Source organism: Streptomyces sp. 2-1 (genome assembly GCF_048564895.1).
GTDB lineage: Bacteria > Actinomycetota > Actinomycetes > Streptomycetales > Streptomycetaceae > Streptomyces > Streptomyces phaeochromogenes.
In genome coordinates this window covers 7956938-7972533 of the sequence record NZ_CP183383.1, presented here as the reverse complement: position 1 = coordinate 7972533, position 15596 = coordinate 7956938, and the positions used below count along the sequence as shown (strand labels likewise).

General features: G+C 72.0%; 12 protein-coding genes and 1 pseudogene. 6 read left to right on the top strand and 7 right to left on the bottom strand.

The genetic code is table 11. The features are described 5' to 3' along the window. Positions 1-38 precede the first annotated feature (38 nt). The 4 genes and pseudogenes from ACN20J_RS35100 to ACN20J_RS35085 all read left to right on the top strand — a co-directional run. Positions 39-1634 (top strand): FAD-dependent monooxygenase, encoded by a 1596-nt coding sequence (locus ACN20J_RS35100; protein ID WP_189841063.1) that lies wholly within the window; start codon positions 39-41, stop codon positions 1632-1634. A gap of 65 nt (positions 1635-1699) precedes the next feature. Continuing rightward, positions 1700-1786, top strand: a complete 87-nt coding sequence (locus ACN20J_RS35095) for a putative leader peptide (RefSeq protein WP_313960178.1) — start codon at positions 1700-1702, stop codon at positions 1784-1786. A gap of 79 nt (positions 1787-1865) precedes the next feature. Then, positions 1866-2411, top strand: coding sequence for a cysteine dioxygenase (locus ACN20J_RS35090; RefSeq protein WP_189841062.1), 546 nt, complete (start codon positions 1866-1868; stop codon positions 2409-2411). Next, positions 2402-2818: pseudogene (locus ACN20J_RS35085) on the top strand (rhodanese-like domain-containing protein); the annotation flags it as partial. The gene ACN20J_RS35090 and the pseudogene ACN20J_RS35085, both read left to right, overlap by 10 nt. 580 nt (positions 2819-3398) lie before the next feature. Here the strand turns inward: ACN20J_RS35085 and recX are convergent. From recX to ACN20J_RS35065, 4 genes are all read right to left on the bottom strand, one after another. Beyond that, positions 3399-4382 (bottom strand): recombination regulator RecX, encoded by a 984-nt coding sequence (recX, locus tag ACN20J_RS35080; RefSeq protein WP_419667547.1) that lies wholly within the window; start codon positions 4380-4382, stop codon positions 3399-3401. Positions 4383-4385: 3 nt separating this feature from the next. Beyond that, the gene (recA, locus tag ACN20J_RS35075; protein ID WP_189841060.1) at positions 4386-5513 is read right to left on the bottom strand and encodes a recombinase RecA; all 1128 of its coding nucleotides are present in this window, start codon (positions 5511-5513) and stop codon (positions 4386-4388) included. A 297-nt stretch (positions 5514-5810) separates the two neighbouring features. After that, a complete protein-coding gene (locus ACN20J_RS35070; protein ID WP_190226818.1) occupies positions 5811-7070 on the bottom strand; it encodes an AI-2E family transporter in 1260 nt (419 codons plus the stop codon). A 60-nt stretch (positions 7071-7130) separates the two neighbouring features. After that, entirely contained in the window at positions 7131-7325 is a 195-nt protein-coding gene (locus ACN20J_RS35065; protein ID WP_055618504.1) for a DUF3046 domain-containing protein, read from the bottom strand. Positions 7326-7405: 80 nt separating this feature from the next. Here ACN20J_RS35065 and ACN20J_RS35060 point away from each other — a divergent pair, with 80 nt between their 5' ends. Next, positions 7406-8350, top strand: a complete 945-nt coding sequence (locus ACN20J_RS35060) for a hypothetical protein (protein WP_419667546.1) — start codon at positions 7406-7408, stop codon at positions 8348-8350. Positions 8351-8462: 112 nt separating this feature from the next. Here the strand turns inward: ACN20J_RS35060 and ACN20J_RS35055 are convergent, their stop codons facing one another. Genes ACN20J_RS35055 through ACN20J_RS35045 form a run of 3 tightly spaced genes read right to left on the bottom strand, consistent with a single transcriptional unit; the run spans position 8463 to position 10392 of the window. Then, positions 8463-8771, bottom strand: a complete 309-nt coding sequence (locus tag ACN20J_RS35055) for an AzlD domain-containing protein (RefSeq protein WP_419667545.1) — start codon at positions 8769-8771, stop codon at positions 8463-8465. Then, positions 8768-9499 carry an AzlC family ABC transporter permease gene (locus ACN20J_RS35050; RefSeq protein ID WP_419669015.1) on the bottom strand — a complete coding sequence of 244 codons (732 nt, stop codon included), beginning with the start codon at positions 9497-9499 and terminating at the stop codon, positions 8768-8770. The genes ACN20J_RS35055 and ACN20J_RS35050 overlap by 4 nt, the downstream gene beginning before the upstream one ends. Next, on the bottom strand, positions 9400-10392 hold the full coding sequence (locus ACN20J_RS35045; protein WP_364183659.1) for an AraC family transcriptional regulator: 993 nt from the start codon (positions 10390-10392) through the stop codon (positions 9400-9402). Before ACN20J_RS35045 ends, ACN20J_RS35050 begins: the two co-directional genes overlap by 100 nt. A gap of 178 nt (positions 10393-10570) precedes the next feature. On the opposite strand from ACN20J_RS35045, the gene ACN20J_RS35040 reads away from it, so the two are divergent. Continuing rightward, on the top strand, positions 10571-15550 hold the full coding sequence (locus ACN20J_RS35040; RefSeq protein WP_419667544.1) for an ATP-dependent helicase: 4980 nt from the start codon (positions 10571-10573) through the stop codon (positions 15548-15550). Positions 15551-15596 lie beyond the last annotated feature (46 nt).

The following is a 15596-nucleotide window of genomic DNA, read 5'->3' as shown; positions in this document are numbered from 1 at the left end:
ACTCTCGGCACACCTCTCCGGGCAGGGGGCGCCGCGTCGTGGACCCGGTGATCATCGTCGGAGCTGGGCCCGTCGGACTCACGCTCGCCCTGGCGCTGGCCCGCCAGGAGGTCCCGTCCATCGTTCTGGACGAGGGTCCCGGCAAGGACGAACAGAGGCTCGCGCGGACCGTCGTACTGCGTGAGGACACCACCGCGCTGATCGAGCGGCTGACGGGGTTCCCGCTCGCCGAGGCCGGTTTCCGTTGGGCCGGATGGCGGTCGATGCGGCGCAAGCAGGTGATGCGGCAGATCACGTTCGGGGACGACGAGCCCGCGCCGCTGCACGTCCCCCAGCACGTACTGACCGCCGCGCTCAGGGCCTCGATCGCGACCGAGCGGCTGGTCAAGGTCGCCGTGGACAGCCGCCTCGACTCGATCGAGCAGGAGACCTCGGGCGTCACGGCGCACACCCGCGAGCCCAAGGGCACCTGGTGGCGCGGCAGCTATCTGATCGGCTGCGACGGACCGCGCTCGACGGTGCGCAAGCTCCAGGACATCCGCTTCCCCGGTCGCACCGCCGTCGAGCGACACGCCGTCGCCGCGCTGCGTACGGAACTTCCGTGGCCCGGTGAGGCGTTGTTGCACCGGATGCCGCCGTGGCGGACGTCGGGCCCCTCTGCCGGGGAGGTGACCGCGCGTCCGCTCGCCGGCGACGTGTGGCGCCTGGACTGGCTGCTGCCGCCGGGCAAGGACCTGGTCACACCGGATCTGCTGGTGGCGCGCGTCCGCGAGACCCTCGCGGGCTGGAGCGGGGGCACCACACCCCCGTACGAGCTGCTGGACACCGGAGTCCACACGGTGCATCACCGGCTGGCGCGCCGGTGGCGGGCCGGACGTGTCTTCCTGGCCGGGGACGCCGCGCATCTGCTCGGCGCGCTCGGTACGCAGGGCCTCGACGACGGTCTGCGGGACGCCGACAACCTCGCGTGGAAGCTGTCCCTCGCCTGGCACCACGGCCCGCATGAAGCGTTGCTCGACAGCTACCAGGTGGAGCGTCGCGCGGTCGTCGCCGCGCGCCTGCGCGCCGCGGACCAGGCGCTGCCGATACTGCGTGCCGGAGGACTGCGTTCCGCGGTGCCCGGGTCGGCCCGCGGCCATGACTCGTTGCTCACCGACGGTCATCTGGGGCGCGGCCCGCTGGGCGCGCCGGGGGCGTACGCCGATTCGCCTCTCGCGCCTCCACGCGCCGAGTCGTCGGCCGAGGTCGGCACGGCGGTGGGCGACCAGGTCGCCGATGTACGGGTGACGGCGGAGGACGGTTCCTTCGTACGGCTGCGGGACCGGCTGGGCCACGGGGCGCTGCTGGTCCTGCTGATCGCGCCGGGGACCGGGGTGTGGGAGCGCAAGCACTGGGTGACGGCCGGGATCATGCCGCGCCTCGCGGCGGCCGTGACCGCGCTGCCGCACCACGCCGAACTGCTGGTCGCCGAGAGCTATCCGGGTGCGGCGGCTCACACGGTGCTGCTGATCCGCCCGGACGGACACCTGGTCACGGCGCTCAGCGGGGTGCGCCCGGCGGATCTGTACGAGGCGGCGGAGGCGGCCCTGGGCGGCCCCCGGGCCACGGCGGAGGCCGCGGCGGGGACGTCCTGAGCGCGCTCTGTCCAGTCGGTGACACTGAGTTGACCGGTCCGGACCGTCATGGTGTACTCCGGATCGTGACCGACACCTGTGTGCGCCTGTGGCGGAGGGTCCATATGGACCTCGTCCGCTATGCGGGCTGCGTGTGTCGCCCGTCCTGCTGAATTCGCATCCTCTCCACCCGCGCGCGTCGCCGACGTCGTTCCCGCGCGCTCCACGCGAACGCTCACCAGGACGGTACCCGTGTCTGTCTCCGCTTCCCTGACGCCCTCTGCCTCTGCCGCCGCTCCGGCTCCCGGCCCCACGCAGGCCGAGCTGCTCGACTTCGTCCGGCGCACGGCCGCCGACGCCGAGCTGATCGCCTCTCTCCCGCTCGATCCCGAGGGCCGTACGTGGGTACGCCTCGAAGGGCCCGGCGGCAGCGAGGCCTGGCTCATCGGCTGGCCGCCCGGGACGGGCACCGGCTGGCACGACCACGCCGAGTCGGTCGGCGCCTTCCTCACGGCGTCGGGCGAGCTCAAGGAGCACTCGCTCACCGCCCGGCTGCCCACCGACGGCTGGAAGACCCTCGAACTGACCGAGGGCATCGACCGGGAACGGCGGCTGCCGGCCGGCAAGGGCCGTTCCTTCGGCCAGCACCACGTGCACGAGGTGCTCAACGAGTCCACGGAGGAGCACGCGATCTCCGTCCACGCGTACTACCCGCCGCTGCCGCAGATCCGCCGCTACAGCCGCAGCGGCCAGGTCCTGCGCCTTGAACAGGTCGAGCGCCCGGCGGACTGGCAGTGACCGCCGAAGGTTCCGTACGTGCCGAAATCCCGGTCGGAATCGACAAGTTGCTGGAGCGGGTCCGTGAGGGCCTCGACCGGGTCGAGGCCGACGCCGCCCACGAGGCCGCGCGGGCGGGCGAGGCCCTGTTGGTCGACATCCGGTACGCGGCACTGCGCGAGCGCGACGGTCTGATCCCCGGCGCCCTCGTCGTCGAGCGCAACGAACTGGAGTGGCGGCTCGATCCCCAGGGCAGCCATCGCGCTCTCGAAGCCACGAGCCACGACCTGCGCGTCGTGATCGTCTGCAACGAGGGCTACGCGTCGAGCCTGGCTGCCGCGTCCCTGCGCCAGTTGGGGCTGCACCGAGCGACAGACCTGGTGGGCGGCTTCCAGGCTTGGCGGGCGGGCGGCCTGCCGGTGACAGCGCTGGCGGTGGCTGAGCCGCTGGAGGCTGGGCTGCCGGTGGCCGAGCCACCGGTGGCTTCTCAGGTTTTTGGTCATGCCTCCAGTCAGGTCTCCGCTCATGCCTCCAGTCAGGCTCCCGGTCGGGCTTCCTGATCCGGGCACCGGGCGGGCCTCTTCCTCAGTCGCCAGTCACAAAGCCTCCCTTGTCGGCTTACTCCGGCGCCCAGTTGGGCATATGTAGCGGTGGGGGCCCCTTCGTGTAAGGGGCCCCCACCAATGCGTACCAACCTCGCTCATGCCAACGGAGGCTTCCCAGCGGGGAGTTGCCGATCGTCGGGGGGCGGCGGGGTTCTCCGGCGCGGACGCCGGCGTCGGCGGGTCGGCATCGGCGCCGGAACCCCGCACCCCACCCAGCCCCCTCCGCCCTTCCCTGGCCTGCCCCGCGCCCCGCGCCCCGCGCCAGCCCATCCCGGCCCCGGATGCGATGGGCGCCCCCGCGCGTCCACCGTGCCCGGGGCCCGGAACCGGTCGGCCCGGAGGCAGCTTCAGCCTCCGAACCAGTCGGCTCGGAGGCAGCCCCACGCCTCCTCAAGGGCCCGTCTCAGAACCCCTCGCCGTCGTCGAGGAACTCCGTGTCCTCGCCCTCTTCCTCCAGCGCCTGCCGGACCACTCTGAGGGCCATGCCTTCGGAGTAGCCCTTGCGGGCGAGCATGCTCGCGAGGCGTCGTATCCGCTTGTCGCGGTCGAGGCCGCGCGTGGAGCGCAGCCTGCGGGCGACGAGCTCGCGCGCGGTCGTCTCCTCCTGCTCGGAGTCGAGCTGTCCGACGGCCTCGTCGATCAGTGCGGAGTCCACGCCCTTGGTCCGCAGTTCCCGGGCGAGCGCCCGCCGGGCCAGGCCCCGGCCGTGGTGCCGGGACTCCACCCACGCGTCCGCGAAGGCACTGTCGTTGATCAGCCCGACCTCTTCGAAGCGGGAGAGCACCTCGTCCGCCACGTCGTCCGGGATCTCGCGCTTGCGCAGCGCGTCCGCGAGCTGTTTCCGCGTGCGCGGGGTCCCGGTGAGCAGGCGCAAACAGATGCCCCGCGCCCGCTCAGCCGGGTCCCCTGGGGGCTCCCCCTTCTCGGCCCTCGACGAGGCAGAGGGGCCTCCGTCCTGTGGGTCGCCGTCGGCGGGCGATTCGCCGAAACCACGCCGCCGACCGCGGCCACGTCCACCACGGCCGCCACCGCGCGGGGCTCCGGCGCCCCGCTCCCCCGTACCCTGCGGCGCGTCGCCCCCGTACGACCGGCCATCGTCACCACGCCGGCCGGAGCCGCGACGCGAGCCGCCGCTCGGCGTGGTGTCACCGTCCCGCGGACCGTCGCCGCGGTACGGACCGTCATCGCGGCGCGGACCGTCGTCCGGCCGTCCGTCCCCCTCCGGATCGCCGTACCCAGCCTCGGCGTCCCAGGCCCCGAGACCGTACGGCCCGTCAGCGTCGTACGCCCTGTCGCTGTCTCCGGCCGTGTCGCTGTCACCCCCGCGCCTCTTCCCTTCGGAGGCGGCGGGGTGGACGTACTCGGCCCAGTCGGTTCGCCGTGTCACGGACTAGCTCTTGGCCGCCGCGGCCTTGGGCTTGGCGGCCTTGGCTGCGGGAGCGGGAACCGTCTTCGCGGCCTCGTCCGACGCTGCCGACACCGCCGCGTCCGCGCCCGGCTCGGCGGTGGGCTTCTCCGGCTTCACACCGACGCCCAGCTTCTCCAGGATCTTCTTCTCGATCTCGTTGGCGAGGTCGGGGTTGTCCTTGAGGAAGTTGCGCGCGTTCTCCTTGCCCTGTCCGAGCTGGTCGCCCTCGTACGTGTACCAGGCGCCGGCCTTGCGGACGAAGCCGTTCTCCACGCCCATGTCGATCAGGCCGCCCTCGCGGCTGATGCCCTGCCCGTAGAGGATGTCGAACTCGGCCTGCTTGAAGGGCGGGGCGACCTTGTTCTTGACGACCTTGACGCGGGTGCGGTTGCCGACCGCGTCCGTGCCGTCCTTCAGCGTCTCGATACGGCGGATGTCGAGCCGCACCGAGGCGTAGAACTTGAGCGCCCGGCCACCGGTCGTGGTCTCCGGGGAGCCGAACATCACGCCGATCTTCTCGCGCAGCTGGTTGATGAAGATCGCGGTGGTCCCGGACTGGCTCAGCGCGCCGGTGATCTTGCGGAGCGCCTGACTCATCAGCCGGGCCTGGAGACCCACGTGCGAGTCGCCCATCTCGCCCTCGATCTCCGCGCGCGGGACGAGCGCGGCGACGGAGTCGATGACGATGAGGTCGAGGGCGCCGGAGCGGACCAGCATGTCCACGATCTCCAGAGCCTGCTCGCCGTTGTCCGGCTGCGACAGGATCAGGTTGTCGATGTCGACGCCGAGCTTCTTCGCGTATTCGGGGTCGAGGGCGTGCTCCGCGTCCACGAAGGCGACCTGGCCGCCGGCCTTCTGCGCGTTCGCCACCGCGTGCAGGGTCAGGGTCGTCTTGCCGGAGGACTCCGGGCCGTACACCTCGACGACTCGGCCGCGCGGCAGACCGCCGACGCCGAGGGCGACATCGAGTGCGGTCGACCCGGTGGGGATGACCTCGATGGGCTCGTTCGGCCGCTCGCCGAGGCGCATCACCGCACCCTTCCCGAATTGCCGTTCAATCTGTGCGAGTGCGGTATCGAGCGCCTTCTCGCGGTCAGTGCCTGCTGCCATTGGTTCCACCCGATTTGCTTGTGTCGATCGCTTCACGTCAAAGACGCTAACGCCTGCCACTGACAATGCGCCCCGACGCCCGTCCGGCCTGTGGATAACTCGGGCGCTTCTCCACCAAAATCCCCGTCGACGTCCCGTCTCGGGCTTCGCCGGAGCCTCCATCAGAATGGATGTTCGATTTTGGTGTCAAGCGCACCACGCGCTTCAGCGAGAGCGTGTCGCGAGCCATGCTTCCGGCTGTTTCCACGGGCGTACGGGCGCCGCGCCGGATGCGCTACGAGGCGTCGCGGGTTCGCGCTACGAAGCGTCGCGAGGTTCTTCGTCCTCCGCCGTCCGCGCTTCCCGTGGCCCCTTCAGCGCGCGTCGTATGCGTGCGAGGAGGGTGCTCGTGCCCCGCACGCGGCGGCCGTGGACCCGGGGGTCGTCCGTGACGTCGTACCGCTTCACGTAGGCCCCCAGGAAGGCTTGCAGCGTGGCGACCGCCGGGATGGCGATCAGCGCGCCGACCGCGCCGAGCAGGGCGGTGCCCGCGATGACCGACCCGAAGGCGACCGCCGGGTGGATGTCCACGGTCTTCGCGGTCAGCTTGGGCTGCAGCACGTAGTTCTCGAACTGCTGGTAGACCACGACGAAGATCAGCACCCACAGCGCGTACCAGGGGTCGACCGTGAAGGCGATCAGCATCGGCAGGGCGCCCGCGAGGTACGTACCGATGGTGGGGATGAACTGCGAGACCAGACCCACCCAGACGGCGAGCACGGGCGCGTAGTTCACGCCGAGGGACTCCAGCAGGATGTAGTGCGCGATGCCGGAGATCAGGGCCATCAGCCCGCGCGAGTACAGATAACCGCCGGTCTTGTTGACGGCGATCTCCCACGCGCGCAGCACCTCGGCCTGCCGGGCGGGCGGCAGTACGGAACACAGGGCGCGCCGCAGCCGCGGGCCGTCGGCGGCGAAGTAGAAGGCGAACAGTGTGATCGTCAGGAGCTGGAAGAGCCCGCCCAGCACCTGTGTGGACACGTCCAGGACACCGCTCGCGCTGTTCTGCACGTACTTCCGCAGCCAGTCGGAGCGCAGCAGGCCCTCCTGGATGTCGACGCGGCTGAGCTCCGTGTGGAAGGTCGTGTTGATCCAGCTGATCACCGAGTCGACGTACTTCGGGAAGTCCTCGACCATGTCGATGATCTGTCCCGCGAGCATCGAGCCGAGCAGCGTGACGAAGCCCGCGCTGGCGATCATCACGAAGAGGAAGACGATCCCGGTGGCCAGGCCCCTGCGCATGCCGAACGAGGCCATCCAACTCACCGCGGGCTCTATGGCGAGCGCCAGGAAGAACGCGATCAGGATGTTGATCAGCAGCCCGGTCAGCTCGTGGAAAGCCCAACTGCCCAGCTGGAAACAGGCGATGAGAGTGAGGGCGAGCACCATGGCCCGTGGCAGCCAGCGCGGCATGCGGGCACCCGTCTCGGCCGCACCCCCGGCCGGGGGCCTGGGAGGTGTCGTGCCGAGCGGGGAAGCCTGCTGACCGACGTGCGCGGTCTCATCTGTCGATGCCACGGACCAAGTCTCGCCCACACCTCCGACAATCGACCCCCGCCCCCGGATCTTCGTGGCCCGTCAGCGGTTTTCGTAGGGAACGTTCACCGCCGTACACACCGCGCGCCACACGTCCTTCGCCTCCCAGCCCGCGTCCAGCGCCTGCCGCACCGTGCGTCCGCCGAGCTCCGACATCACATGATCGCGCGCGAAGGTGTCGGCGTACCCCGCTCCGAAGTGATCCGCCATCCGCTGCCAGAAGACCGTCAACCGCATGACTCCAGTATCCCGCCCCTGAGAGTGGGCCCGAGCCGGGACCGCTTGCCGAGAACGCTTTCCGTCCTACGGTCTGACTCATGGCCGAAACAGGAGCTTCCCCACTCCCCCCGACGCCCCCGGCGCACACCCCCCTCGCCCGCGCCGAGCACTTCCTCTGGCTCACCGCGCGCGTGCTGGAGCAGCGTCGTTTCGCGTACCACTTCCTGGGCGGCGGTGCCGACGCGGTCGAGACCGCGCTGTCCGCCTACCGCAACGAGGACGACGGGTACGGCCACGCGCTGGAACCCGATCTGCGCGGCCCGGTCAGCCAGCCCCTGCACACCGGGCACGCACTGCGCGTCCTGGACTCGATCGGGCGCTGCGGCGGGCAGCGGGTGGAGCGCATGTGCCGCTATCTGACCTCCGTGTCGACGCAGGACGGCGCGCTGCCGACGATCCATCCCAGCCAGCGCGGATATCCGGCGGCGCCCTCCCTGCCGATCGTCGACAACCCGCCCAGCGAACTCCTCGCCACCGGCCCCGTAGTCGGCCTGCTGCACCGCAACGAGGTCTGGCACGCCTGGCTCTTCAGGGCCACCGACTTCTGCTGGCAGGCGGTGGAGTCCCTGGACAAGTCGCATCCGTACGAGATCGAGGCCGCCGTGACCTTCCTGGACTCGGCGCCCGACCGCCCGCGCGCGGAGGCCGCCGCCGACCGGCTCGGCCGTCTGGTCCGCGAGCACCGGCTCGCGGCGCTGGACCCGGCGCGTCCTGACGCGTTCCCCGTAGCCCCCGGTTACGCGTCCGGAGAGCACCACTTCGCGTACGACTACGCGAAGACCCCGGGCTCGCTCGCGCGCGCGTGGTTCACCGACGCCGAGATGACGGGCTCCCTGGAGTACCTGCTGAGCCGACAGCAGGAGGACGGCGGCTGGCCGGTCCGCCGGCGAAAGTGGGCACCGGGTACGGCCCTGGAGGCCCGCCCGATCGTGACGATCGAGGCCCTGCGCACCCTGCGGGCCTACGGACTGCCCGTCGGCTGACGCTCCCGGGATGCCCGGGCCGACGGGACCTGGTTCAGGGGGCACACGCGCGCGTGCCCCCTCCTCAGCCCAACGTCACCTCAGCCCAATGTCCCCTCACTCCGCCCCCTCCTCAGCCGGCCATCGCCCGCACCCCCGCCGTGACGAGCACCGCCGCAGCGACGACCAGCAGGAACGGCGCCCGCAGCAGCAGTGCCACCGCAGCCGCGGCAAGCCCCGCCGCCTTCGCGTCCAGCACCAGGACGCGTCCGTCGGCGAAGGTCTGCTGGGCCGTGAGGGCGGCCAGGAGGGCGACGGGCAGCATAGCGGCGAGCCGCTGGACGAGCGGTCGCTCCAGCAGGCCCGCAGGGATCAGCAGCCCGATGAGCTTGACGGCGTAACAACCAACGGCGGTGAGGCCGATCGCGATCCAGATGTTCAACGCCCCTCCTCCACTGTGTCGTCGTCTTCGGCCGGTCCGGTACGCGCCCGACGACGCCCTTCCGCCCACAGGACGGCCGGGGCGGCGAGCGCGGCCACCAGGACGGGAACACCGGCAGGCAGGACGGGCAGCAGCCCGAGCCCCAGGACGACCGCGATCCCCGCGACAACCCGCTCCGTGGTGGTCTTGAGCATGGGCGCGAGCAGCGCCAGAAAGACGGCGGGTCCGGCCGCGTCCAGGCCCCAGGCGTCGGTGTCTCCGATGGCGTCGGCGCCCAGCGCGCCAAGCAGCGTGGTGAGGTTCCACAGCACGTAGAGGGTGAGCCCGGTGACGGTGAAGCCGATCCGCACGCTGCGCCGCGTGGGCTGGGCGAGGGCCACGGCGGTCGTCTCGTCGATGACCCACTGGGCGGCGAACGGCCGCACCGCGCGCGGGAGGGCCAACAACTGCGACAGCCGCAGCCCGTAGAAGGCGTTGCGCACCCCCAGGAAGAACGCGCCCGCCGCGGCCGTGAAGGGGTTGCCTCCTCCGGCCAGCGCCCCCACCAGGGCGAACTGGGAGGCGCCGGTGAACACCAGAAGGCTCAGTGCGCAGGTCTGCAGCAGCGTGAGCCCGCTGCCCGCCGAGGTCACCCCGAAGGCGAAACCGGACAGTCCGACGGCCACCCCGACTCCGAGGGCGTCTCGTACGACGGCGGCGTCGGGTTTTCCGCCGTCTTCACTGCGTATGTCTGCGAGAGCTGCATGTTCTGCCACGCCCCGGACGGTACGAGAATCTCCCGCCGAGATTCTTGTACGTTCTTGCGCTCGCGCTGATACGCGCCCGGCGGCACTCCCACGATCCGCGTGAAGTGCCGATTGAGGTGCGGCTGGTCCGTGAACCCCACCGCGACGGCCGCCTCCGCGGGCGCGACCCCCGAGTCCAGCAACCGACGCGCACGCCGTACCCGGACATCGGTCAGCCACGCGTGCGGGGGCATCCCATAGGCGTCCCGAAAAGCGCGCAACAGCGCGAAGGGACTGGTCCCGAGATCACCGGCGAGCCGCTCCAGAGTGGGCGGCTCCACGATCCGCTCCTCGAGAACGGCACGCGCGCGTGCCGCGACCCCGGCTCCCGCGGTCCGCGGGACCCGCTCCGGCAGCGGCCCGCCGTTCACCCGCAGCAACCGGGTCACGGCGACGCGCAACAACGTGTCGGCAGCCAGCGCGTTGCCCTCCTCGGCGGCCCGCAGCACCTGATGAACCAGCATCACGGCATACGGATCATCGATGACCGGGCTCACGAACCCCGGAGTACCACGAAGGGCGGTGGTCTCAGCAGCGATCTCCGCCACCAGCTCCGGCGACGGATAGACGGCCCCGTACCGCCAGCCCTCAGGAACCCCTGCCCGCCCGGTGTGCGGTGTATCGGGATTGACCAGTGCCAGAGAGCCGGCTCCCGCGTACTGGTCCGCCCCACCGTGATGGAAGACCTCGACACCGTCGGCGATGGCGGCGATGACGAAGTTCTCGTGCGTATGCCGGACAAAGGTCTTCTGCACATACCGAGCCCGCAGCAGATCGACACCGGGCAACTCCGCAAACTGCCAGTGCCGAGCCCGCTCCTTCCCAGCTCCAGCCATACCCCCCATTCTCCGCCATCGGGGCAAACACGAGACGGGCACACCCCACGACCCGCAGCTGCCGGCCCCGATCCCTCCAAGGCGGCAGGCGCACGGACGACGGCCCGCAGCCGATCCCTCCCGACCGATCCCTCCGCAGGTCAGCGCCGTTGTCAGTGCCCGGGTGCAGGATGGACGCATGGTCAGCTCCGCACACCGAGCCCTGAGCGGCTTCTCGCAAGCAACCCGTGCATGGTTCACGGGTGCCTTCGACGCGCCCACCGCGGCCCAGGCCGGAGCATGGCAAGCCATCGGCGAGGGCTCGGACGTGCTGGTCGTGGCCCCCACTGGCTCGGGCAAGACCCTGGCCGCGTTCCTCGCGGCCCTCGACCAGCTGGCCTCGACCCCACCCCCGGCCGACCCGAGGAAGCGCTGCAGGGTCCTGTACGTATCACCGCTCAAGGCCCTCGCGGTCGACGTGGAGCGCAACCTGCGCAGCCCGCTGACCGGCATCCGGCAGGAGGCGGTGCGCCTGGGCCTGCCCGAGCCCGAGGTGAAGGTCGGCATCCGCTCCGGCGACACCCCGCCGGCCGAGCGCCGCGCGCTGTCCACCCGCCCGCCGGACATCCTGATCACGACCCCGGAGTCGCTGTTCCTGATGCTCACGTCGGCCACGCGCGACGCGCTGACGGGCATCGAGACGGTGATCCTGGACGAGGTGCACGCGGTCGCGGGTACGAAACGCGGCGCCCACCTCGCCCTCACTCTGGAGCGCCTGGACGAGCTGCTTCCGAAGCCGGCCCGCCGCATCGGCCTCTCCGCCACCGTCCGCCCGGTGGACGAGGTCGCCCGCTACTTGTCCCCCCACCGCAAGGTCGAGATCGTCCAGCCCCCGTCCGGCAAGGAATTCGACCTCTCCGTAGTCGTGCCCGTCGAGGACCTGGGCGAGCTCGGCGGCTCCCCCGTCGCGGACTCCGACACGGCAGCCGAGCGCCCCTCGATCTGGCCGCACGTCGAGGAGAGGATCGCCGACCTGGTCCAGTCCCACCGCTCGACGATCGTCTTCGCCAACTCCCGCCGTCTGGCGGAGCGCCTCTGCAACCGGCTCAACGAGATCGCGTACGAGAGGGCGACGGGCGAGTCCCTGGAGGAGCACCACTCACCGGCCGAGCTGATGGGCGGCTCGGGCGCGGCCCAGGGCGCCCCGCCGGTCATCGCCCGCGCCCACCACGGCTCGGTCTCCAAGGAGCAGCGCGCCCTCGTCGAGGAGGACCTGAAGGCGGGCCGGCTGCCCGCGGTGGTCGCCACGTCCAGCCTGGAGCTGGGCATCGACATGGGCGCGGTGGACCTCGTCGTCCAGGTCGAGTCACCGCCGTCCGTGGCGTCCGGCCTCCAGCGCGTGGGCCGTGCGGGCCACCAGGTCGGGGCGGTCTCCACAGGAGTGGTCTTCCCCAAGTACCGGGGCGACCTCGTCCAGGCGGCCGTGGTCACCGAGCGGATGCGCACCGGCTCCATCGAGTCCCTCCGCATCCCCGCCAACCCCCTGGACGTACTGGCCCAGCAGATCGTCGCCATGACCGCGCTCGACACGTGGCAGGTCGACGACCTGCTCACCACGGTCCGCCGCGCGGCCCCCTTCGCGTCGCTTCCGGAGTCGGCGTTCACGGCGGTGCTCGACATGCTCGCGGGCCGCTATCCCTCCGACGCCTTCGCCGAGCTGCGGCCTCGTGTGGTGTGGGACCGCGTCACCGGTACGGTCACTGGCCGCCCCGGCGCCCAGCGCCTCGCCGTCACCTCCGGCGGCACCATCCCCGACCGCGGCCTCTTCGGGGTCTTCCTCGCCGGCGCCGACCCCAAGAAGGGCGGCGGCCGGGTCGGCGAGCTCGACGAGGAGATGGTCTACGAGTCCCGCGTGGGAGACGTCTTCACGCTCGGAACCAGCTCCTGGCGCATCGAGGACATCACGCGCGACCGCGTCCTGGTGTCCCCCGCCCCCGGTGTGCCGGGCAGGCTGCCGTTCTGGAAGGGCGACCAGCTCGGACGTCCGCTCGAACTGGGCCGCGCGGTGGGCGCCTTCCTCCGCGAGGTCGGATCGCTGCCCAAGGACGACGCCCGCCTCCGCCTCCTCGCGGCGGGCCTGGACGCCTGGGCCGCCGACAACGTCCTGTCCTACCTGGCCGAACAGCGCGAGGCCTGCGGCCACATCCCGGACGACCGCACCATCGTCGTCGAGCGTTTCCGTGACGAGCTGGGCGACTGGCGGGTCGTCGTGCACTCACCCTTCGGCGCCCAGGTGCACGCCCCGTGGGCCCTCGCACTGGGCGCCCGCCTCTCCGAGCGGTACGGCATGGACGCCCAGGTCATGCACGCCGACGACGGCATCGTCCTGCGCCTCCCGGACGCCGACCTGATGGGCCTGGACCTGCTCGACCAGGAACCCACCAAGCTGGGTACGGAGTACGACTCGGAGCAGGCCCCCATCGGCGCGGCGGACGTCGCGTTCGACAAGGGGGAGGTCAATCAGATCGTCACCGACCAGGTCGGCGGCTCCGCCCTGTTCGCGTCCCGCTTCCGTGAGTGCGCCGCCCGCGCCCTGCTCCTGCCGCGCCGCAGCCCCGGCAAGCGCACCCCCCTGTGGCAGCAGCGCCAGCGCGCCGCCCAACTGCTCCAGGTGGCCAGCGAGTACGGCTCCTTCCCCATCGTTCTGGAAGCGGTCCGCGAATGCCTCCAGGACGTCTTCGACGTACCGGGCCTCACGGAACTGATGGGTGACCTGGAGTCCCGCAAGGTGCGGCTCGTCGAGGTCACGACACCGGAACCGTCCCCCTTCGCCCGGTCACTGCTGTTCGGCTATGTCGCCCAGTTCCTGTACGAGGGAGACTCCCCGCTCGCCGAGCGGCGCGCCGCGGCCCTGTCGCTGGACTCGCGTCTGCTCGCCGAGCTCCTCGGCCAGGCGGAGCTGCGCGAACTCCTGGACGCCGACGTCCTGACGGAACTGGAGAGCGAGCTCCAGTGGCTCACGGAGGACCGCCGCACCAAGGACGCCGAAAGCGTCGCGGACCTCCTTCGGATGCTCGGCCCGCTCACCGACGCCGAACTGGCCGAGCGCGGCGCCGAACCGGAGTGGGCCCAGGACCTGGCTTCGGCCCGCCGCGCCATCCGGGTCCGGATCGGCGGGGCCGACCACTGGGCGGCGATCGAGGACGCGGGCCGGCTGCGTGACGCGCTCGGCACCGCGCTGCCGGTCGGCGTCCCGGAGGCCTTCACCGAACCGGTCAAGGACCCGCTCGGCGACCTCCTCGCCCGGTACGCCCGCACGCACGGCCCGTTCACGTCGACCGCGGCGGCGGCCCGCTTCGGGCTGGGTCCGGCCGTCACCGAAGGGGCGCTGCAGAGGCTCGCCGCGGCCGGCCGTGTCGTACAGGGGGAGTTCCACCCTGCGGGGATCGGCCAGGAGTGGTGCGACGCGACGGTGCTGCGCCGGCTGCGGCGCCGTTCGCTGGCCGCGCTGCGCCACGAGCTGGAGCCGGTGCCGCCCGCCGCGCTGGCGCAGTTCCTGCCGCAGTGGCAGCACCTGGGCAGCGGGCACGGCCTGCGCGGCATCGACGGACTCGTGCGCGCCATCGAGCAGTTGCAGGGCGCATCGGTACCCGCGTCGGCGCTGGAGAAGCTCGTCCTGCCGTCCCGCGTCGCGCACTACGCCCCCGCGATGCTCGACGAGCTGACCGCCGCCGGAGAGGTCGTCTGGGCCGGAGCGGGCGCACTGCCCGGCAAGGACGGCTGGGTGTCCGTCTACCTGGCGGACACAGCTCCCCTCCTTCTGCCGCCCCCGCATCCCCTGGAGCTGACCGCGCTCCACCAGTCGGTCCTGGACGCCCTCTCCGGGGGCTACGGCCTCTTCTTCCGCCAGATCACCGACCAGATCCGCGCCACCACGCACCCAGATGCCACCGATCCCCAACTCGCCGACGCCATCTGGGACCTGGCCTGGTCGGGCCGTCTGACGAACGACACGCTCGGCCCGATGCGCTCTCTCCTCGGCTCGGGCCGCACCGCCGGTTCCACCGCCCACCGCGCGAAACGCACCGTGCCCCGCGGTCGGTACGGAAGCCTGACGGCCGCCGCACGTCCCCAGTCCCGGACGGGCCCGCCGACCGTCGCGGGCCGCTGGTCACTGCTCCCCGGCCTCGAACCCGACGCCACGGTCCGCGCCCATGCCCTGGCCCGCACCCTGCTCGACCGGCACGGCGTGGTCACCCGGGGCGCGGTCGCCGCTGAGGGCGTGGAGGGCGGCTTCTCCGCCGTCTACCGCATCCTGTCCGCCTTCGAGGAGAGCGGCCAGGCCCGCCGCGGCTATGTGGTGGAGGGGCTCGGCGCCGCCCAGTTCGCGATGGACGGCGCGGTGGACCGGCTGCGTGCTGCGGCCAACGCCCGCGAACGGGGCGAGGCCCTGCCCGAGCCCGGGTTCCCGGGCATGCCCCTGCCCGGCGGTCACCAGAGCGCACGCACGCCGGGCCATGCCGACGGTCCCAGCGAACACCCAGACCTCTTCGACGACAGCACAGGCTTCGCCGCCCCTGACGACTTCCGGTCGGACCACGACCCGTACTCCCTGCGCGACGGTTCCGGAACGCCCTCCCCCGGCGCCCTGACGCCCAGCACCGATCATCGATATCCACCCCCCTTCGCCGACACCCCCCGTACGGCCCCGCAGGCCTTCCCAGGAGGCCCCGCCTCCCGTACCCGCGCGGGCAACGGCAACCGCGCCATCGTGCTGGCCGCCGCCGACCCCGCGAACGCCTACGGCGCGGCCCTCCCCTGGCCCGAGCCCCCCACCGGCGCCGGTCACAAACCGGGCCGCAAGGCAGGCTCCCTGGTCGTGCTGGTGGACGGCGAGCTGACCCTCTACATGGAGCGCGGCGGCAAGACACTCCTCGCCTGGCCGTCCACCCTCGACGGCTCGCCCTCCGACAGTTCGCCTCCCGATGACTCTCCGCTCCACGACCCACGCCTGCGAACAGCCGCCGAGGCACTCGCCGCAGCCGCCCGCGCGGGATCCCTCGGCACGGTCACGGTGGAGCGGGTCAACGGTGCCTCCGCGCTGACATCCGCCTTCGGCACCCTCCTGGAAGGAGCCGGTTTCCACGCGACCCCACGAGGGCTGCGCCTCCGCGCTTAAGCCCACCCGCCCAACGCCGGCCCGTCGTCCCCTCCCGGTCCCCTCC

Coding starts and splice junctions, on each gene's coding strand:
- recA (WP_189841060.1), bottom strand. CDS start 5,513: ATGGCAGCAGGCACTGACCGCGAGAAGGCGCTCGATACCGCACTCGCA.
- ACN20J_RS35065 (WP_055618504.1), bottom strand. CDS start 7,325: ATGCGGTTGACGGTCTTCTGGCAGCGGATGGCGGATCACTTCGGAGCG.
- ACN20J_RS35060 (WP_419667546.1), top strand. CDS start 7,406: ATGGCCGAAACAGGAGCTTCCCCACTCCCCCCGACGCCCCCGGCGCAC.
- ACN20J_RS35045 (WP_364183659.1), bottom strand. CDS start 10,392: ATGGCTGGAGCTGGGAAGGAGCGGGCTCGGCACTGGCAGTTTGCGGAG.
- ACN20J_RS35040 (WP_419667544.1), top strand. CDS start 10,571: ATGGTCAGCTCCGCACACCGAGCCCTGAGCGGCTTCTCGCAAGCAACC.